We start from the raw sequence: 18,695 nt of genomic DNA on the forward strand, positions 1-18,695 counted from the left end.
ATAAGGTATGAATACTTCCCACACCCTTACAGCCCTGCTCCTTGTTCTAGGAGTCACCCTACCTATACAGGCCCAGAACAATCGCAATCCCCTGCGCGACAGCCTGGCCAAGGCCACCGACGCACTGGCTTATCATCCCGACTCCATCGACTTGAGACTGAAAAAGGCAGCTTGGAATGTGGAATTGGGGCAATGGCAATACGCCAAAGACGAGTACGACATCGTGTTACAGCACCAGCCCAACAGCATTGCTGCGCTCTACTATCGGGCTTACGTCAACGGCAAACTCCATCGCTACAACTTTGCCCGCCTCGATTATGAGCGTCTTTTGGAGATGGTGCCGGGCAGTTTCGAGGCCCAGCTGGGACTGGCTCTGCTCAATCAAAAAGACCGTCATTATACCGAAGCGATGGACGGCATCAACCGACTGGTGGCGGCTTTTCCAGATTCAGCTTCCGCCTGGGCGGCGCGCGCGGGCATCGAACAGCAGCAGGACATGCTCGAACCGGCAGACTATGACTTTACCGAAGCCCTAAAGCGCGACCCGCAGAATGCCGACTACCTGCTCTCGCGGGCCGACGTCCGCATCCGGCTCCGGCGGTTCGGCCAGGCGCGCCGCGACCTTGACGCCATTGTCAAGCTGGGCACACCGCGCCTGGCCCTGCGCGAATGGTACGACCGTTGCAAGTAATCGGCCCGTCAACATGAGCGCACTGTCGGCACCCATCTTCGCTGACCGGGCATTACTTGCCCTGTATCTTGGTCATGTAATGCTCCCGCACGTCTTTCCAATGATAGTAAGGCGCACAATCCGTTGACAGCGGAAGCGTTGCCTCGTCTTCGTTCAGCAACACCTTGACCAGTATGTCGGCCCCGTCGAGCCTGCCTTTTGTCGGCTTGTAGAAAATGAACTGGACGTTGCATCCCATGGGATAAATGTCGAAATTGTTCCATCCCCTGTCATCCAGCTCCTCCAAATCGTCTATGGTTTCGCCGTAGCGGTTCAGGTTAAGGAGGCACACCAGCGGCATCACGTCCGACTCATGGGCATAGCGCAATGTCGCTCCGGGGTGCGGCAGCCTGATGCAGCTGTCGGCCGTGGCCAGGATGTTGCGCAGCAGGTTCACCTGCGTATAGATGCCGGCCTGCCCTGCCTGCTTGCTCGGCCCATAGTAGGTGTACCAGAAAGCATTGGTCCGTTGCCAGAAGTCGTAGACCTCCTCCTCGGTAAAAATGTCCCAAAGCGAGAGCTTGTGGCGCAGTTCCGTGCTCTGCACATTGGCGGCCAGGCGCAACAGATGGTTGGCCAGGCTGCTGCCATTGATGCTGCGGACAAAGGCCGTGTCGTTGAAAAGCACGGTCATCAGATGGGCATGGCTGTCGTGGTTGCGGTTGAATGCCTGCACGGCCTCCCGGGCTTCTGGAGTATCGCGCAGCTTGTTGTAGCGGCTGTTCTCGTCATTCATGTAGTACATGTCGTGGTAGCTGGCATCGTGGCGGATGCGCAATTTCGGATTGATGCTGGCCAATTCCTGCAGCGCATTCTCCATGGAGAGGATGCAACGAATCACAATTGTCGACTTCGCGTCGATGTTTGTCTCGCCGGCAAACACCTGCGGAAAGCGTCCGATCATGCGGCGCGCAATCTGCCGATGCTGCTCGGCCCCGAGCTGTGTCAGCTCGCCGTCCCGCCCCATGGCCTCATTGCGAATCATCCTCACTTTGTCCAGCACCTCACGTCCCCGAGCCGTCAGCTTGCCCAGCGAGTCGGCTTGTTGCAGCGTTTCATAGGTCTTGTCGTAGTCGCCACGGCCTATGAGGTAGCGCGACCCATGTCGGCCGTAGTGGCTGATGTAGAAAGGCTCGTAGCCTTTCGGTGTGGGCGTGAGAGCCTTCTTCGGTCCGGGATAGGCCAGATAGTTGCTGGCCGCCAGGTTGATGTTGGCTTGGATTCGCTGCCGAGCCTGCTGGGCGTTTGCCCCCCAGGCCGTCACAACAGACAATGCAACGATCAGAACAGTTCTTTTCATCATTCTATGTTTTGTTTTATAGGTAAGTCGGGCATTCGTCGGGCTGCCTGAACCCTTGTGCAGCACAAATTTACCGATTCTGTCCGACATTCTTCCCGAGGTCTGTTTTTGCGCTTTTCCTTTTAACTTTTTTTATTGCACGCGTCCCAAAACAGGACTCAATTACCCGTAAAAAAGCGGGGTAAAAAGTTGTTTAACCCATTTTTTGGCCGTAACTTTGCACAAGATAAGAAAAGGACTTATTGTTATTCATTAATTATAAAAGGTAAAACGATGAAAATTGAAAAAGTGCACGCTCGTGAGATTCTCGACTCACGCGGCAATCCTACAGTGGAAGTTGAAGTAACGTTGGAGAATGGAGTCATGGGCCGTGCCAGTGTTCCGTCTGGCGCTTCTACCGGTGAGAACGAGGCTCTGGAGCTCCGCGACGGCGACAAGAACCGTTTCGGCGGCAAGGGTGTCCTGAAAGCCGTGGACAATGTGAACAACATCATCGCTCCCGCCTTGAAAGGTTTCTGCGTGCTCGAGCAGCGCAAGATCGACTACAAAATGCTTGAACTCGACGGCACCGCCACCAAGAGCAAGCTCGGCGCCAACGCCATCCTCGGTGTTTCCCTGGCTGTTGCCCAGACCGCTGCCAAGGCACTCAACATTCCTCTCTACCGTTACATCGGCGGCTGCAACACTTATACCCTCCCCGTTCCCATGATGAACATCATCAACGGCGGCGCCCATTCCGATGCTCCCATCGCTTTCCAGGAGTTCATGATTCGTCCGGTTGGCGCTGCCAGCGAGAAAGAAGCCATCCGTATGGGTGCTGAGGTGTTCCACGCTCTGGCCAAGAACCTGAAGAAGCGCGGCCTCTCCACGGCTGTAGGCGACGAGGGTGGCTTCGCCCCCAACTTCGACGGCATCGAGGATGCACTCGACACCATCATCGCTTCCATCAAGGATGCTGGCTACGAGCCCGGCAAGGACGTGAAGATTGCCATGGACTGCGCAGCCTCTGAGTTTGCCGTACAGGAGAACGGCGAGTGGTTCTACGACTACCGCCAGCTCAAGAACGGCATGCCGAAAGACGTGAAGAACGGCAAGAAGCTCACTGCCGAGCAGCAGATTGCCTACCTCGAGGAGCTCATTACCAAGTATCCTATCGACTCCATCGAGGACGGTCTTGACGAGAACGACTGGGAGAACTGGGTGAAACTCACCGCTAAAATCGGCGACCGCTGCCAGCTCGTGGGCGACGACCTCTTCGTGACCAACGTGAAGTTCCTGGAGAAGGGCATCAAGATGGGTGCTGCCAACTCCATCCTGATTAAGGTGAACCAGATTGGTTCGCTCACCGAGACCCTCGAGGCCATCGAGATGGCACACCGTCACGGCTACACCACCGTCACCTCTCACCGCTCCGGCGAGACCGAGGACACCACGATTGCCGACATCGCCGTGGCCACCAACTCGGGCCAAATCAAGACAGGTTCGATGAGCCGCACCGACCGCATGGCCAAGTACAACCAGCTTATCCGCATCGAGGAAGAGCTTTGCTGCTCTGCCAAGTACGGCTACACCAAGCTGAAGTAAGCACTTTCCAACCACACATCCGGAGGGTATGCCGACAGGCATACCCTCTTTTTGTTGCCATTTACCGCGGTTCGTACACTTTTCATATGCCGTTCCTTGCTCACGTCCCCCTATTTTCGTACCTTTGCCCCACGCTAAAACGTCTTTCCATTTATGGTCAAGAATATTGTATTCGACTTTGGAGGCGTGCTCGTGCAGTACGACTTCACGGTTTTCTTTACGTCCATCCTGGGCAGCCGCGAGCGGGCCCGATGGTTCATGCAACATGTTTTCACAGGCGAAATCAATGCCGAGATGGATCGCGGCGAGCACGAACCGGCCTACTTTTTTGAGCAGCAGAAACGCCTTTGGCCCGACTATGCCGATGCCTTGCAGCAGTTCGACGAGCACTATACCGACATCTTCACCGCCGAAATGGAGGGCATGCGCACGCTCATGACCGAGCTCCGCGCCCAAGGTTACCGCCTGTTGGGCCTCTCCAACTGGTCGTCGCGGGTCTACGAAGTGATGCAAAAGTTCAGCATTTTCGACCTGCTCGACGGCTACCTGCTCTCCAAGGACGTGCACCAACTGAAGCCCGAGCCCGCCATTTATCACAGTTTTTTCGAGAAATTCGGCGTGGAGCCAGCCGAGTGTGTCTTCATCGACGACAAGCCCGAAAACATAGACGGGGCCAGAGCCGTGGGCATGCCGGGGTTGGTATTCCGCGACACTCCCCAGCTGCGCCGCGACCTGACGCCCCTGCTCCAGACCTCCATCTGATACGCAGCAACCGCCACGGCACGGCCAAGGTGTGCCGCATCGAGAAACGTATCATCACAGTATAACACATAAACATCCCACAACTATGAAACAGATTACCGACAAGGTATATTACGTTGGCGTCAACGACACCAACAAGGCCTACTTTGAAGGCCTGTGGCCCCTGCCCGCCGGCGTTACCTACAACGCTTATCTCGTCGTCGACGAGAAAGTATGCCTCATGGATACCGTCGAGGTGGACTTCTTTCCACAGTTCCTTGCCAACATCCGCGAGGTCATAGGCGACCGCCCCATCGACTATCTCGTCGTGCATCACATGGAGCCCGACCACAGCGGCTCCCTCTCGTTGCTCCGCCAGTTCTATCCCGACGTGCGCGTTGTGGGCAATAAAAAGACTTTCGACATGATGAACGGCTTCTATGGTATCAAAGACGGCGGCATCGAAGTAAAGCAGGGCGACACCCTCTCGCTGGGCTCACGCACGCTCTCTTTCACGCTCATTCCGATGGTGCACTGGCCCGAAACGATGGTCTCCATCGATGTTGACGCCCACGTAGCCTTTACCGGCGACGCCTTCGGCTGCTTCGGAACGCTCAACGGCGGCGTGCTCGACGACGACATCCACACCGAAGATTACTGGCTTGAGATGGTGCGATACTACTCCAATATCGTAGGCCGCTATGGCACTCCGGTGCAGAATGCGCTGAAGAAACTGGCCGGCGTGCAGCTCGATTACCTCTGCCCCACCCATGGTCCGGTGTGGCACAAGCATGTCCAAAAGGTGGTGGAGATGTACGATAAGATGAGCAAATACGAGACCGAACGCGGACTCGTCATTGCCTATGGCACCATGTACGGCAACACCGCACAGATGGCAGAGGGCATCGCCCGCGCCGCCTCGCAGGCCGGACTCACCAACATCAGCCTGGTCAACCTCTGCAAGACGCACTATTCCTACGTGCTGCGCGACATCTTCCGCTACCGCGGCCTCATTGTCGGCGCCCCCACCTACAACAACAGCCTCTTCCCCAAGATGGAGCTTCTGCTCTCTGCCATCGCCAACCGCGACATCAAGAACCACCTCCTCGGCTGGTTTGGCAGCTACTGCTGGGCCGGCAAGGCCGTGGCCACCATCGGCGAGTGGAACGAGAACAAGCTCCACTTCGAGCCTGTAGGCACGCCGGTAGAGATGAAGCAGTCGCTCTCGCCGGAGACCACGGCCCAGTGCGAGGCACTCGGACGAGCCATGGCCGAGCGCCTCTTGGCCGAGTAGAGTGGCAACCATTCCGCAGCAAGGGCTTTGCCTTCACGGCGCAACGGCCCCGCGAAAACGCCGCAAACGCGTTGCGATTACGGGCTGATCGCGACGCGTTTACGGTGTCGTCGCACGCCGTCTGCACGTTTGTCGCCCACACGGCAGCGTATCAACGCAACAGCCCGCCTGGCTCTTCGGAAGCCAGGCGGGCTGTTGTCATATAAAAAGGGGCTTAGTCTTCAACGGGGCTGAAGTCCTCCTTGCCCACTCCGCACTCGGGGCACACCCAATCTTCGGGCAGGTCTTCAAAGGCCGTTCCGGGTTCAACACCATTGTCGGGGTCGCCCACTGCGGGGTCGTACACCCAGCCACACACGTCGCATACGTACTTCTTCATAATCTTTTTGTGTAATTTTTAAAAATAATATGTTCTTGTTCGCTTGTCGTTGTTGGGATGGTCGCTTGTCCGGCTGGCGTTCCAGCAGACACGACAACCCTTCAACGCTGCAAAGATAAGCGATTTTTTTCAGATTCAAAACGATTTGGAGACTTTTTGTTTTGTAAATGTTACAAAATAAAAAACCACCCCATCTTTTCGCCGAATCTCTTGCTTCGTCGTCTCTTTTTCATTATTTTTGCACCCCACTTCGAGTGGCACACTTTTCAATAATCAGCCTCGCGAGAGGCGCAAAAACAAGCAAGATGATGAATTTAGACAAAGATTTCATGTGCAATCCCGACTTGGGACTGCTGGTTCTCCGGCTGGGCATAGGCGTGCTCATGCTTTTTCATGGCATGCACAAGGCACTTTACGGGTGAGCTGGCCCTCTGCTTCACGGGTGCGGGCAGGTATGCCCTGACCCGTGGCACGGTGCTCGACTGAGTTCAGGGCCTGGCCGTGAGGCCGTAGTCGTTGCACAGTGCGTGCATCTCGCGCGCACTCAACGCCCGATACGTGCTCCAGCCATACGAAAGGCTGTGGTCCGAGCGCGTGCCGATAAAGTCGACGGCACTTAAATACGCGTTGTCCCCCTTTGCCGGAGGAACAATCTGCCATTGCCTATAGCCATTGATGTAGACGCCATTGTCGGCTGCACGATAGCTGTAGGCATATTTTTTGGTGCGCCGCCCCAAGTTGATGTTGGCGTGTGCGTCGTCGTAGTAGAACATGGTCACCGAGTCGGCGTCGAAATAATAGTGTGTGGGGCCCATGCCGATCATATCTTTCCAGATGTTCATTGCGAGGGCTACGCCCTTGTCGTTTATCTCGTATGTCGCCTCACAATACCAGCAACGCCCCACGATGTGTTGTCGAAACTCCTCTTCCGAATAGGATTCCAGATGGGGGATGCTCGCCACACCCGCCGTATCCAGCACGACATAGGGCTCGATAGGGTCGATGATGAGTTGTGGTTTGTCGTTTTCATCGGTGAGGCAGGCGCCGAAAAGAGCGATGGTGGCCAAGGCCACCATGCTCCCCATCATTGATTTTGAGAATACCTTCATGGTTCGTACTTTTTAGGTTACGCTATATAAATAAGGAGAAACAGGCCGAAACCTTGCACGAAAAAACGAAGGAAGCTCGGGGTTTAACTTTCCTTAATCACTTCGCTCCATAGGTGCTGTGCTTGCCTTTGCCGTCTACTAAATGCCAGAAAGGCAAAACGTTTATAGCAAACGGCATCGACAACGATATACGACAGGGAAGACGAAATCCTCAAAAAAAACGTCCATGCGCAACACGGGGCTTTGTAATTGCGCTTGAACGTATCGGAGTTACAATGCTGTGAAAGCAGCAACGAAGCCGAATATGATGCCAGGAGTGTTGGCTATGGCAAGGGGAAGGTCGCGCTTCTCCTTAAAGAGTCCATAAGCTACCCACAGTGTACAGTTGACGCCTGCCATAAATGGCTGAATGAAAGTACCTTTGTGCCCGGCTAAGTTGTTTTCTATTTGTGGAAAATAAAAGATGTACATTAATACCGATGTCGCCATACCGATCCATCCCATAGTTCCAAAAAACTTTTCTTTCGTCATGTTATCTTCCTTTTGTCAGTGGATAAATTAAAACAAGGCAAAGGCTGTCTTTCTTCCAAAACCTTGCTTTTGCTGCCATCACTATATGAATTTATTGTTGCAAAGGTAGAAAAATTGAGAGCAACTGCAAAGCCTTGTGTTTTGTTTAACCAATCTTTAACTCCCTGTTTAGGCTATGGCGGCCTATCAATTGCGGCAGGATGTCGGCCAAACATATAGCCAGAATTTTAATGTACTCCCCTGCCCCGTATGTACAAGCATGCCCCAGTGGGACATTCCCCAAGCCCCTTGCACTGACAAACGCTTGTTCCAACCGTATGGATCGGCACATAGGCCGGCCCATACGGTTTCATGTTGATGTTTGTTGTTTCCGTTGTCGTCAAATTCAACACCATGCCCTCGGGGGTTCGGGACACGCTCCCCCACTCCCATCGGCACGCGGCACACGGCAGCCTCAACCCACAATCTGGCCGTCGAACAGGCGGATGATGCGATGGGCCCGCTGGGCGTCGTGCTCGTTGTGAGTCACCATGACGATGGTGGTGCCCTCGGTATTGAGCTCGGTGAGCAGCTGCATCACCTCCGCTCCGTTCTTCGAGTCGAGATTGCCGGTAGGCTCGTCGGCCAGAATGAGCTTGGGGCCGAAGACCACCGCCCGCGCAATGGCCACGCGCTGCTGCTGTCCGCCCGAGAGCTGGTGTGGGAAATGCTTGGCGCGATGGCTGATGTCCATGCGCTTCATCATGGCCCGGACGCGCTCCCGCCGCTCGTTGCGGGGCACGCCAAGATAAGTGAGCGGCAGTCCGATGTTCTCCTCGACGTTGAGCTCGTCAATGAGATTGAAACTCTGGAACACAAAGCCAATCTTGCCCTTGCGCACGTCGGTGCGCTCCTTTTCTTTCAGTCCGCCCACCTCGGTTCCGTCGAGCCGGTAGGCCCCGCTCGTGGGATTGTCGAGCAGTCCGAGGATGTTGAGCAGTGTGGATTTGCCGCAACCGGAAGGCCCCATCACGGCTACAAACTCTCCGTCGTCCACGCGGAACGACACCAGGTTGAGTGCAATCGTCTCCACTTCTTCCGTGCGAAACGACTTGCTGAGATTCTCTACTTCTATCATTTTGGTTGTTGTTAGTGTTGTCTTGTTGTTGTTTGCCGCTTCAATGCCAGCCTGTTCGACACGGCTGACGACGTGGGAAGGCACGGCTATTCCTGCTGGAGGAACACCGCTGGATTGCCCCAGGCCACCCGGCGGCAGTTCAGGGCCACCACGATGGCCACAATGACCAGCACCGACAGGGCGGCGCCGACGAACAGCCACGGCGAGAGCGTGATGCGATTGTCGAAGAGCTGAATCCACTGGGCAGCCACATAGGCGGCCCCCGTCGCGCCCACCACCACGGCAGGCACGGCCGTGAGCATGATGCCGCGCTCGAAGAGCCGCAGGATGTCGCGGCCTTGGGCACCGTTCACTTTGCGCAGGGCTATCTCCTTGTGGCGGTGGTTCACCTCGTCGGTCACGTATCCCACCAGGCCGACCAAGGCGATGAGCAGGGTGACAAACCCTGCCGTCATGACTCCGTTGCGGAAATGGAGCTGGGGCGCATAGGCATTGTTGCGCAGGTTTTCCACGTTCTCCACCATGATGGTCTTGCCGGGAAAGAAGCGTTGCAGCCGGTCGTGCAGGGCTGTCAGCGTCTCCGTGTCCGCATGGTCGAGCCGCAGGAGCAGTGTCTGCGTCATGACATGGTCGGCGCGTCCATAGAACATGGCCGAGGGACGGTTGACTGCATTGCTGGTGGCATTGCCCACATGCACGTCGCGGTACACGCCGATGATGGTGAGCGGACGGCCGTTTTCGCTGTGCTCGCTGATGACTACCTGGCGCCCCACCACGCTCTTCCACTTGCAGAGTTTCCGCATTTGGCGTGCAAACGACTCGCTCACCATCACCTCGCGCAGGCTGTCGCCCCCTTGGGTGAACGTGCAGCCCGCAACGACAGGTATCTCCATGAGCTCGAAGTAGTGGTCGCCCACGGTATAGAAATCAGCTATATTGAACAGTTGGTCGTCCTGGCCGGGCAGCGACACGTTGTTGCCCGAATGGCTGTAGAGGGGCAGATCGTGGCATACCGACACTTGCCGGATGCCCGGTACCCGGGCCGCCTCTGCAGCGGCCGTCCGTTTCTCGGCTGCCGAGAGGGCACTGATGTTCACCATACTCACGTCGTTGCAGCGATAACCCAAGTCGTAACCCGTGAGCAACTGGTACTGGCGGCCGGTAACCAAGAGCAGGGACAGCAGGAATCCCACACCCGCAAACTCCACGCCGAGCAGGAGCACCTTCCAGCGATGGCGTGCCGTGGCATAGCCGCGAAAGGCTGCGGTCACGGGCATGTGGTTGTAGAGCCAACCCGGTACCCAGCCGCCAACGACGAGCACCAGCAGGGCAAGGGCGGCCAATATCCATGCCCCACGGTTGAAGATGAGTACGGAGAGCGGAGCCGAGAGCAGTTGCTCGATGGTGCCGTGACAGGCCCACAGCAGTGCGGCAGCCAGCAGCACGGCCAGTAACAAGTGAAGGGCCGCCTCATGGAAAGTGAGGCTGTAGACAATGCCGCGGCCGGCACCGAAGCACTTGCGCACGGCCATTTCGCGGGTACGGGTAATGAGATTGCCCACCACGATGAGCACATAGTTGAGCACGGAGGTGACCAGCAGCACGCCGGCCAGCAGCGAAAGAATCCAGAACATCTGGTGCACGTTGGGCTGACTGGTGTAATAGGTGCTGATGGGCGTGAGCAGATACGTCATCCAGCAACCGGCTTTCTTGAGGTCTTCCATGGGATAATGTGTTTTCATCATGGCCTGGATGGACTTGGCGAGACTGCCGGACGAGGTGCCTTTGGACAGCCGCACGAAGCTCTGGTAACGATCGTTGCCCACAAGATTGTCCTGCCCGTCGTAAACGAAATTGCGCTGGGTGCTCATGGCTCCTATGACATCGAAATCATGGAACGTGGAGTTGTGGGGATAATCCTCGTACACGGCCACGATGGTAAACCGCAGTCGGGGGAATTGTCCGGGAGAGATGCTGCGGCCCACCACGCGGCCTCCCAGCCGCTCGGCTGTGGAACGGCTCACGGCACAACAGCCTGGAGCCGTGAGAGCCTTTACGGCATCGCCCTCCAATATCCGGGTGGGGAACATGCGGAAGAAGCAACTGTCGGCCGTATAGATGCTGGCTTTGATGCGGTCCATGCTGTCAAGGACGAGCTCTTCGTTTCCCACGATGACATTGGTACGCGTCGCCAACTCTACCTGCGGAATGGTTTTCTGCATGAGTGGGCCCACGCCTCCTGAGGTGTTGGCGCTTTCCATAAGCTCGCCTTGGTTCAGACGAAACCTCTCCTGCACGCGGCAGATGCACTGATAATCGGGATAACACTGGTCGAAAGTCTGCTCGTAATAGACTTCGGCAATGATAACGGCACTCATAGCCAAGCCCAAAGCCAGGCAGACTATCTTGGCCACATTGTGCTGGCCACGGCGGGGCAGGTTGAGTATGGCCGAGCGTAATTCGTTGTATGTGTTCATGATTGCAGTAGGATTTACTGGTTTTCCTTGATGACGTTCACCGGATTCTCATTACTGGCCGCCCAACTTTGAATCGCCACGGCACAGAAACTGACGGCCAAGACGATGAGCCCGGCCACGGGAAGCCAGGGCCACCAGGTGATGCGGTAGGGATAACGGCTCAGCCAGTCGGCCATGAAATACCAAACGACAGGCACAGCAATCACGAAAGCCATGCCCACATAGGCGAGGAAAGAGGTGACGAGCCGCATGCGAACCTGACGACCCGACGAACCAAACACCTTGCGGACAGCCAGTTCGCGACGGTGTTGCTGAATGTGATAGGTGGACATGGCCACCAAGCCCAACAGGGAAATGACAACCGCGATGAGGGCAAACAGGCGCACAATGGTGGCAATGCGCGTCTCCGATTTGTATTCGGCGGCGATTTTCTGGTCGAGGTAAGGCTCGTCAAGATCAAGTTCTTCATGAAAAATACGCTTGAAAAGTTGCTGCACCTGCTGGTAGGCCTCTACGGGGTCGCCCTGTATCTGGATGACTGTGGCCCATGGTTGGAAGCTGCCCCGCCGAGCAATTTTGACTACCATGGGGTGCTGACGCGAGCCGAGTCCGCGGATATTAAAATCGTGCACTATACCGCTCAGGGTCTCACGCTCGCCCACTCCGTGCTTGTCGGCCCACTGATAGAAAAACTTGCTCGTCAGCGGCAGACCCTCGTCAGCCAGCATACGCCGGTTCACATAGTATTCGCCATTCCTGCCGCGTAGGCCGGTGCTCGACTTCAGCGTCAGTCCGAAAATCTTCATATACTGTTCGTCGCCGACAAGCCACTGGGTGGAGAGCGTCTTTCCGTTGAAGTTGAACGTGATGTTGTTGCCGCCACTATGAGGCGTTCCGCAACAAGTGGTCAGGTTCTGCACACAGGACAACTGCTTCAGACCGTCGTACCAAGCTGCCATCTTGGTGGAATCGTCCATGACGTAGACCTCCATCAGCCCCTGTGTGTTGTAGCCGCGGGGAATGGCGATGAGGTGTCTGATCTCGCCCGACATGATGAAAGCTGTGGCTATGAGCACTATCGTCACCGTGCTCTGTACCACAATGAATGCCTTGCCCAGCCATTGGTGGCTGCGGAATCGGAAAGTTCCCCGCACCACATCGATGGGCTTGCTGGCCGACAGCATGGTGGCGGGGATGAGTCCGGCCAGCAGTCCCAGCAGCAACACAAAGGCCACAAGCAGCAACAGCGTAACGGGATGGAACAGGACGGAAAGCAGAAGCGTGGTGTCGAGCAGCCGGGCCACATAAGGTGTAGCGGCCCAAGCCAGCAGCAGGGCTACAGCCATCGAGAGCGTGCAGAGTATGATGCTCTCCAGAATGAGGCGCACCACGATGTCGATGCGCTGCGAGCCAAGCAGCCTCAGCATAGCCATCTCGCGGGCCCGATAGGACGACTGGGCATTGGTGAGGTTGATATAATTGAACACGGAGAACAGCAGGATGACAAGCCCAACCAGGAAGAGCGTGTGCACGAGCTTGCTGTCACCCTGCCTCAGCGTGTTCTCCATTTCACCCTGAATCCCCGAGAAATAGTAACGGTTGAGAGGAATCAATCTGGTATAGACGGGCATGTCGTCTGATTGGAATATCCAAAAGAACTTCTTCTGGTACTCGTCCATGTCGTTCTCTTTCTGCGTGAAGTTGGAACCAGGGCGCACAAGGAAGAAAAGCTGTGCTCCGGTGGCATTGCTCAACCGCTCGTTGAACATGGAAGAATTGATAGATTCGATGTTTTCAAAACGGATGAAGGCATCGGCCGGCTTCAGGCACGTGTTCTCTTTCACCTGCACCACGCCAGTCACGCGGAAAGCCTTGCCGTCGCGAAAAAACACCTTGCGGTTGATCGCAGCCTCCGGAGATCCGAAGAGACGCGTGGCCATGTCGGTGGTGAGCACGATGGAGGCACGGTCGGCAAGGGCCCGGCGGCGGTCGCCCAAAACGAATGTCACATCGAACATATCGAAGAAAGTGCTGTCTGTAAGTGACGTCAGGCAGTTGGTGGGCATGTCGCCCTGACGCGTAACCACGCCCTGATAGTAATTGGCCAAGGCACACGAACTCTCAATCTCGGGATAACGGCTGCGAAAATACTTCTGCAACCGCCAGTTGCCACCGGTGTACAGCTCTGACACGCCCTGGGCGTGCATCTCCAAGCCATAGATATAAATGCGGTCGGCCTTGGTGAACTGGCGGTCCACCCGGCTCTCCTGCCAGGTGTACACGCCGATGAGCAACACGAAAAGCAAGGACAAGCTCAGGCCAAAAACGTTGATGGCCGTGTAGGCCTTGTTGCGCGAAAGGAAAATGAGATAGGAGGAAAGTCCTCTATGTATGGTCTCAAAAGTCTTCATGGGAAATGGGTTGTTTGGAAAATACAGAGAAATTATTTCTTTCCTATCATCACGCCAGTGTCTTCATCACGGTTGCTGATGCGCTTCTGCTTCCCTTCATGCTTCTTGCCGAAGTCGAGATTGAGCGATGCATTGACAAAAAAGAGGTGGCAGAAGTCCTTGGAACGTGTCACCTTGCGTGCCGGAGCAAGACGGGAGAGGTCGACATTGGTCAGCGAATAGTGGTTGGAGAAAGGATTGTAAACTTCCAGACTGATGCTCCACCGACCGGGGTTGTAGCCCAAGGCAAGGTTGTGCCCATTTTCTGTGTCGGTGATGGTCTCGCCCCAGAGCGATTTGTAGCGGGTGCGGAAAGACATTTCTGCCACCCAATGCCTGTATATGGCGGTGATGTATCCACGCAGTCCCCAGTTGCTGTAGGTGTGGGTATAGGCATGTCCAAGGCTGATGTATCGATTGAAGAACGGCGTGAGCCGGATGGAGAGCCCGTCTTTCCAAGGTTTGTAGGTGAGGGAAAGCTGCGTTTGCAAACGGTGAAAACCGAGCTGGTTTTCCGTAGTGCGGACAAAAATGCCGCCCTCATCGTATGTCGACGCCATCATGGGCCGATGGTCATAGCTGTAACGCCCACCCGCCATGAGGCGGAGATGCGGCGTGTTCCAGCTAATCATGAGGTCGTTGGAGACGAACGTAACAGTCTTCAGGTGGGGGTTACCACGCTGAATCTGGTAGGCATCAATGGGTTGGGAAACGTCGTTCAAATCGGAAAGCGAGGGCGAATAGGACGAGACATAGCCGTGGTATTTCAGGTATACGTGCTTGCCGATGCCATAAGCAAGCATCCAGTTGGGACGCGGCACATAGGTGGTGCGCTTGTTTCCCTCCTGATTGTAGGCAGAACGGGTGAGGCCCAATCCCACATTCCACGTAAGTGAGCCGAGCTGCCGCTGGTACTCGCCGTAGCCGTAGGTGTCGTCTGTGTGCATGCGCACATTGGCCTCCACGCTTCCAGCATAGCTGTTGCGCACATGTTGCCAGGTGTGTTTCAGTCCGAACGAGAGTTTGCTGTTGCCCCAGAACTTCTCGTAGATGGCTTCGCCGATGAGCGAATATTTGTCTCCACGCGTGTGGCTGGTGATGGCAGACGAGATGTCGGTGTCGCTGGTGCCCATCGTGTAGTCACGATCGCTGCGGCTGTCGATGTAGGTGCCCACGAGGTCGAAATAAAGATGCTGGTTGCAGGGCAGGTCGGTCTGCCAGTACAGGTCGAGCGAGGGGCTGTTGGACCAGGTGGAGAGATGGTCGTTCACATGGTAGGTCTTGCCGCCCTGATGCAGCGTACTGACGCGGCTTGACATCTCGTCGGGATTGTTGTCGAGTTGGTCGCGGAGGGTGATACTCACCATGTTTTTCTCGCCGGTGTGGATATATGCAGCGGACAAATCGACATTGTCGTAGCCCACAGGGGTGGGTTCTCCGAGTTCCTGATTATATAAGGTGTCCGTGGGATAGACAAAGGTTTCGTAGTTCTCGCGTGTCCATTTCAGCCGTCGCCGACTCCAGTTGCCGGAAGCCTTCACTTCCGACCGACCGTTGTGCCAGCTGCCATTGGTCTGGTAATCTCCGGCTCCAGGCAAAGAAACACCCTGTCTGCCACTGACCGAGAAGCTGCCACCCGCCGTCTTGTGTTTCACGATGTAGTCGAGCACAGCAGCTGCATTGCCATAACGCAGCCCCGGCATGTCGTGATATTCGATGCGGAGCACGTCGCGGGGCTGCAATGCCTGCACCTCTTTGATGGTGGCCTGTACGCCATTGATGCGCAGCTGAACGGCTTCGCCGAGCGTGGTGGTGATGCTGCCTTTGAGGGCATCCACCTGAATACGGTCGAGCTGCATGCGCTGAAGCAGCGACACGCCGTTGTTGGAACTCGCGATCTGCGCTTTCGAGGGAATAAGCAATTGGCGGTCTATCTTGTTGACCTGCCGCGAGGCGGTGACCTCGACATCGTTCAGCATCTTGCCCTCCATGGAGAGAGTCACCTGCCCGATGTTCACGTCGCTCTCCACATTGTTCAGGGACAGTGTCGCCGTTTCGTAGCCAAGGCAGGATATGGACAACAGATAGTTGCCTTTGTCCAAGTCGCGCAGACTGAATGTACCGTCGGCATTGGCCGCAACGCCTGTGACCAAAGTTGAGTCCGGACGTATGAGCCGCACCAAGGCTCCCGCGAGCGGCTCGCGCCCATCGGTCACCGTGCCTCTTATTCTGTGTGCCGGTGCAAGGGGCGTGGGGGTGTCTACGGCCCAAGACGTGGTTGCAGCAAGCAGGGCCATCATGGCCGTCAGTAAGTGGATGATACGCTTTTTCATCTTCCGTATGTCGTTCTATTGTTTTATGCTATCTTCTATTTTAGAGGAGTTGCCTCACTCCAGTACCAACACTTCGTTGTCCTTATAGCCCTCGTACCCACTCACGATAACACGTTCGCCAGGCTCCAGACCTTCGATGACTTCATAATATTGTGGATTTTGCCGGCCGATGACAATCTTGCGGCGGTAGGCCTTGCGCCCACTCTTGTCGAGAACGAATATCCATTGGCCTCCGGTGACGCTGTAGAAAGTGCCCTTAGGGATGAGAACGGCAGGCTTGGCCTCGCCCAGTTGCAAGTCAATGTAATAGGTCTGGCCGGTGCGAATGTTGGCTGGGCGGGAGCCATGAAACACAAAATCGATGCGAAAACGACCGTCGCGCACCTCGGGATAAACCTTTCGGACGGCAAGCTGATACTTGCGACCGTTCTGCTCGAAGACAGCAGTGAGGCCGCTACGCACACGGTCGATATAGTGCTCGTCGACCTGAGCCTCCACCTTGTAGTCGCTCAAATCGTTGATGACTCCTATTTTCTGCCCTGGCATGATGCTCTGTCCCAGTTCCACATCGAGCAGCCCCACCTCGCCATCGATGGTGGAACGTACGTCGAGACGCGCCTTGCGGGCACGCACGAGCTGCACATTGCGCTGCATGGAGTTGAGGTTGTCGGCCATCTGATCCATCTGCGCCCGGCGTAACTGTTGACTCTTTTGAAGTCGCTGCTGGATGAGACGGTTCTTCTTCACAGCCAGATCGTAGTCCTCCTGGGCACGGAGATAGTCTTCACGCGAGTTGAGCTGCTCCTGCTGCAGGGCTTTTTGATGGCTGTAGGCACGATGCTTGGCTTGCAGATCCATGGCCAGCTGCGCCGCCTCGTTGCGGTTGTTGAGCTGGTCTTGTTCCATCGAAATCTGAGTATTGCGCAGCATGTCCTGCTTCTCGGCCAGTTCGCTCTCGGCATTGAGAATCTCAAGGTCAAGATTGCTGTTGCTCAGTCGAACGATGATGTCGCCCTTGTGGACGCGTGCTCCCTCATCGATCACTTTCTCAGTAACGATGCCCCCCTCCTCTGGACTGATTTGTACCACCTGGATAGGCACCACGTTGCCATCGACAGACACATAGTCATCGAACTGTCCTCGCTGTACATTGCCGAGCGTGAGTCCACGCCGATCTATGCGCAGGGTAGATGCGAAGTTGGAAAAAGCCAGCCAAAGCAGGATGGCGGCCAGCAGGCTTCCTCCCGCTATCCAAGCCCAATACTTACGGGGAATGAGAAATTTCTTTTGTTTTATTTGGATGTCCATAGCGGTTCTCCTTGATAATAATTGACAAGTTTCTGTTTCAAGACAAGCATCAGTTGCATCTGCAGCAGCCGAATGCGACTTTCCTGCAGGGTTTGGGCTGCCGTGTGAAGGTCGAAAGTGGAGAGCATGCCCTCCTCATACTTGCGACAGCAGAGGTAATGGGCCAGACTGTCGGCCACCACCTTGCGCTCCATCTGTCTCATCTCGCGGCAATAACCATCGCGATCCATCACGGCCTTGGCTATGTCGTCGTGCAGTTGCCGTTGCACCTCGACAAGGTTGAGCCGTGCTTTCATCCAGTCGGTCTTGGCCCGCCGGGCCGAACGCCACCGACCGGGGGCGAAGATAGGAATGGAAAGCGACAGGTAGACATATTCGCCCAAGTTGTTGTGAAACTGCCGGCCGAATGGGTTCGCACTGCCACTTTCCTGAGAGAGATTACGGTAATAATTGGTCGACAAGCCGGCTCCCACTTTCAGCAAGGGTAGCTGCTGCGCACGACAGATGAGCCAGTCGTATCGGGATTGTTCTACAGAGAGCTGGGCTGCCCTCACGGCGGGCGACAGGCTTTCAAAAGAACTATAGAGCCTTTCAGCCCCAGCAATTGTCGATGACAGGGAAGCGGAAGACAAGGCTGTGGCAACCGTGGTGTCGAGACACAGAGAATCGGCCGTGGGGTAATTCATTTCCGCTTTCAGGGCCAGCAGGGCCTGGCGGGCCACATTCTGCTGATGAAGCAACTGGTAGTCGTCATCGGCTACATGGCTCTCCATCTGCACCACATCGGGCCGACTCTTCTCGCCCAGCTCAAAAAGGCGGCGTGTCTTGGCCAACAGGGCTTGGCTGTCGGCCAGCTTGCGGCTGGTCAAAGCCACACAACAACGGCTGTACACGGCCTCCACAAATCGAGCCATTACGTTAATGGCTTTGTCGTCGGCCAATTTTTGCAGAGTGGTTTCGGCCTGGGCACGGGCAAGGCGGGCACGACGCAGGGCCTTGATGGCCTGTCCGCCATCAAAAAGATTGAGCACAGCCCCTACATTATAATAGTTATTGAATGTGGTAATGGTGTTGTAGGTGTTGGTTTCCGGGTCAATGTTGCGGCCCCAGCTGTATTGCCCTGTCGTCTCGGCGGCTATCGTAGGTAGCAGTTCCAGCCGGGCCATGCGGACATCGTAATGACTCTGTTCAGTCTCCACCCGTTGCCGGCGCAGGTCGATGCCATGCTCCACCGCATAGCCGACGCAACGCTCCATGGTCCAGACAGAACTCTGGGCAACAACCGGCATGTGGACGGCGGACAATAGGAAAAGTTGAAATATTCTGTTCATACACGATTTAC

At 56.0% G+C, this 18,695-nt stretch carries 14 protein-coding genes; 4 read left to right on the forward strand and 10 right to left on the reverse strand.

Annotated elements, in window-relative coordinates; genetic code table 11:
- Nucleotides 1-7: 7 nt before the first annotated feature.
- Nucleotides 8-691: a tetratricopeptide repeat protein gene (locus tag PREDE_RS03505; RefSeq protein WP_005843256.1), complete on the forward strand. Its 684-nt coding sequence runs from the start codon at nucleotides 8-10 to the stop codon at nucleotides 689-691.
- 52 nt (nucleotides 692-743) lie between these two features.
- On the opposite strand, the gene PREDE_RS03510 is transcribed toward PREDE_RS03505, so the two are convergent.
- Entirely contained in the window at nucleotides 744-2,030 is a 1,287-nt protein-coding gene (locus PREDE_RS03510; protein WP_044126876.1) for a histidine-type phosphatase, read from the reverse strand.
- 273 nt (nucleotides 2,031-2,303) lie between these two features.
- Between PREDE_RS03510 and eno the strand changes: the two genes are divergently transcribed.
- From eno to PREDE_RS03525, 3 genes are all read left to right on the forward strand, one after another.
- Nucleotides 2,304-3,614: a phosphopyruvate hydratase gene (eno, locus tag PREDE_RS03515; RefSeq protein WP_015298439.1), complete on the forward strand. Its 1,311-nt coding sequence runs from the start codon at nucleotides 2,304-2,306 to the stop codon at nucleotides 3,612-3,614.
- A gap of 153 nt (nucleotides 3,615-3,767) precedes the next feature.
- Nucleotides 3,768-4,376: an HAD family hydrolase gene (locus PREDE_RS03520; protein ID WP_005843253.1), complete on the forward strand. Its 609-nt coding sequence runs from the start codon at nucleotides 3,768-3,770 to the stop codon at nucleotides 4,374-4,376.
- Nucleotides 4,377-4,461: 85 nt separating this feature from the next.
- Nucleotides 4,462-5,649 carry an FprA family A-type flavoprotein gene (locus PREDE_RS03525; protein ID WP_005843251.1) on the forward strand — a complete coding sequence of 396 codons (1,188 nt, stop codon included), beginning with the start codon at nucleotides 4,462-4,464 and terminating at the stop codon, nucleotides 5,647-5,649.
- Between the two features lie 214 nt (nucleotides 5,650-5,863).
- Here PREDE_RS03525 and rd read toward each other — a convergent pair whose 3' ends face one another.
- From rd to PREDE_RS03570, 9 genes are all read right to left on the reverse strand, one after another.
- Complete coding sequence (gene rd / locus PREDE_RS03530; RefSeq protein ID WP_005843250.1) at nucleotides 5,864-6,028, reverse strand: rubredoxin; 165 nt, start codon at nucleotides 6,026-6,028, stop codon at nucleotides 5,864-5,866.
- 488 nt (nucleotides 6,029-6,516) lie between these two features.
- The gene (locus tag PREDE_RS03535) at nucleotides 6,517-7,137 is read right to left on the reverse strand and encodes a hypothetical protein (RefSeq protein ID WP_005843247.1); all 621 of its coding nucleotides are present in this window, start codon (nucleotides 7,135-7,137) and stop codon (nucleotides 6,517-6,519) included.
- Between the two features lie 270 nt (nucleotides 7,138-7,407).
- The gene (locus tag PREDE_RS03540; RefSeq protein ID WP_005843245.1) at nucleotides 7,408-7,668 is read right to left on the reverse strand and encodes a membrane protein; all 261 of its coding nucleotides are present in this window, start codon (nucleotides 7,666-7,668) and stop codon (nucleotides 7,408-7,410) included.
- Nucleotides 7,669-8,122: 454 nt separating this feature from the next.
- A complete protein-coding gene (locus tag PREDE_RS03545) occupies nucleotides 8,123-8,785 on the reverse strand; it encodes an ABC transporter ATP-binding protein (protein ID WP_005843243.1) in 663 nt (220 codons plus the stop codon).
- A gap of 86 nt (nucleotides 8,786-8,871) precedes the next feature.
- Nucleotides 8,872-11,262, reverse strand: a complete 2,391-nt coding sequence (locus PREDE_RS03550; RefSeq protein WP_005843241.1) for an ABC transporter permease — start codon at nucleotides 11,260-11,262, stop codon at nucleotides 8,872-8,874.
- 14 nt (nucleotides 11,263-11,276) lie between these two features.
- Nucleotides 11,277-13,673, reverse strand: a complete 2,397-nt coding sequence (locus tag PREDE_RS03555) for an ABC transporter permease (RefSeq protein WP_005843239.1) — start codon at nucleotides 13,671-13,673, stop codon at nucleotides 11,277-11,279.
- Nucleotides 13,674-13,705: 32 nt separating this feature from the next.
- Nucleotides 13,706-16,045 carry a TonB-dependent receptor gene (locus PREDE_RS03560; protein WP_005843237.1) on the reverse strand — a complete coding sequence of 780 codons (2,340 nt, stop codon included), beginning with the start codon at nucleotides 16,043-16,045 and terminating at the stop codon, nucleotides 13,706-13,708.
- A 54-nt stretch (nucleotides 16,046-16,099) separates the two neighbouring features.
- Complete coding sequence (locus tag PREDE_RS03565) at nucleotides 16,100-17,353, reverse strand: efflux RND transporter periplasmic adaptor subunit (RefSeq protein WP_005843235.1); 1,254 nt, start codon at nucleotides 17,351-17,353, stop codon at nucleotides 16,100-16,102.
- Nucleotides 17,338-18,684 carry a TolC family protein gene (locus tag PREDE_RS03570; protein ID WP_005843233.1) on the reverse strand — a complete coding sequence of 449 codons (1,347 nt, stop codon included), beginning with the start codon at nucleotides 18,682-18,684 and terminating at the stop codon, nucleotides 17,338-17,340. The genes PREDE_RS03565 and PREDE_RS03570 overlap by 16 nt, the downstream gene beginning before the upstream one ends.
- Nucleotides 18,685-18,695 lie beyond the last annotated feature (11 nt).

It is taken from the genome of Prevotella dentalis DSM 3688 (genome assembly GCF_000242335.1).
In the GTDB taxonomy this organism is placed as follows: Bacteria; Bacteroidota; Bacteroidia; order Bacteroidales; family Bacteroidaceae; genus Prevotella; species Prevotella seregens.

What these genes read in the sequence shown, in the direction of transcription:
- PREDE_RS03505 (WP_005843256.1), top strand. Translation starts at nt 8, where the DNA reads ATGAATACTTCCCACACCCTTACAGCCCTGCTCCTTGTTCTAGGAGTC.
- PREDE_RS03510 (WP_044126876.1), bottom strand. Translation starts at nt 2,030, where the DNA reads ATGAAAAGAACTGTTCTGATCGTTGCATTGTCTGTTGTGACGGCCTGG.
- eno (WP_015298439.1), top strand. Translation starts at nt 2,304, where the DNA reads ATGAAAATTGAAAAAGTGCACGCTCGTGAGATTCTCGACTCACGCGGC.
- PREDE_RS03520 (WP_005843253.1), top strand. Translation starts at nt 3,768, where the DNA reads ATGGTCAAGAATATTGTATTCGACTTTGGAGGCGTGCTCGTGCAGTAC.
- PREDE_RS03525 (WP_005843251.1), top strand. Translation starts at nt 4,462, where the DNA reads ATGAAACAGATTACCGACAAGGTATATTACGTTGGCGTCAACGACACC.
- rd (WP_005843250.1), bottom strand. Translation starts at nt 6,028, where the DNA reads ATGAAGAAGTACGTATGCGACGTGTGTGGCTGGGTGTACGACCCCGCA.
- PREDE_RS03535 (WP_005843247.1), bottom strand. Translation starts at nt 7,137, where the DNA reads ATGAAGGTATTCTCAAAATCAATGATGGGGAGCATGGTGGCCTTGGCC.
- PREDE_RS03540 (WP_005843245.1), bottom strand. Translation starts at nt 7,668, where the DNA reads ATGACGAAAGAAAAGTTTTTTGGAACTATGGGATGGATCGGTATGGCG.
- PREDE_RS03545 (WP_005843243.1), bottom strand. Translation starts at nt 8,785, where the DNA reads ATGATAGAAGTAGAGAATCTCAGCAAGTCGTTTCGCACGGAAGAAGTG.
- PREDE_RS03550 (WP_005843241.1), bottom strand. Translation starts at nt 11,262, where the DNA reads ATGAACACATACAACGAATTACGCTCGGCCATACTCAACCTGCCCCGC.
- PREDE_RS03555 (WP_005843239.1), bottom strand. Translation starts at nt 13,673, where the DNA reads ATGAAGACTTTTGAGACCATACATAGAGGACTTTCCTCCTATCTCATT.
- PREDE_RS03560 (WP_005843237.1), bottom strand. Translation starts at nt 16,045, where the DNA reads ATGAAAAAGCGTATCATCCACTTACTGACGGCCATGATGGCCCTGCTT.
- PREDE_RS03565 (WP_005843235.1), bottom strand. Translation starts at nt 17,353, where the DNA reads ATGGACATCCAAATAAAACAAAAGAAATTTCTCATTCCCCGTAAGTAT.
- PREDE_RS03570 (WP_005843233.1), bottom strand. Translation starts at nt 18,684, where the DNA reads ATGAACAGAATATTTCAACTTTTCCTATTGTCCGCCGTCCACATGCCG.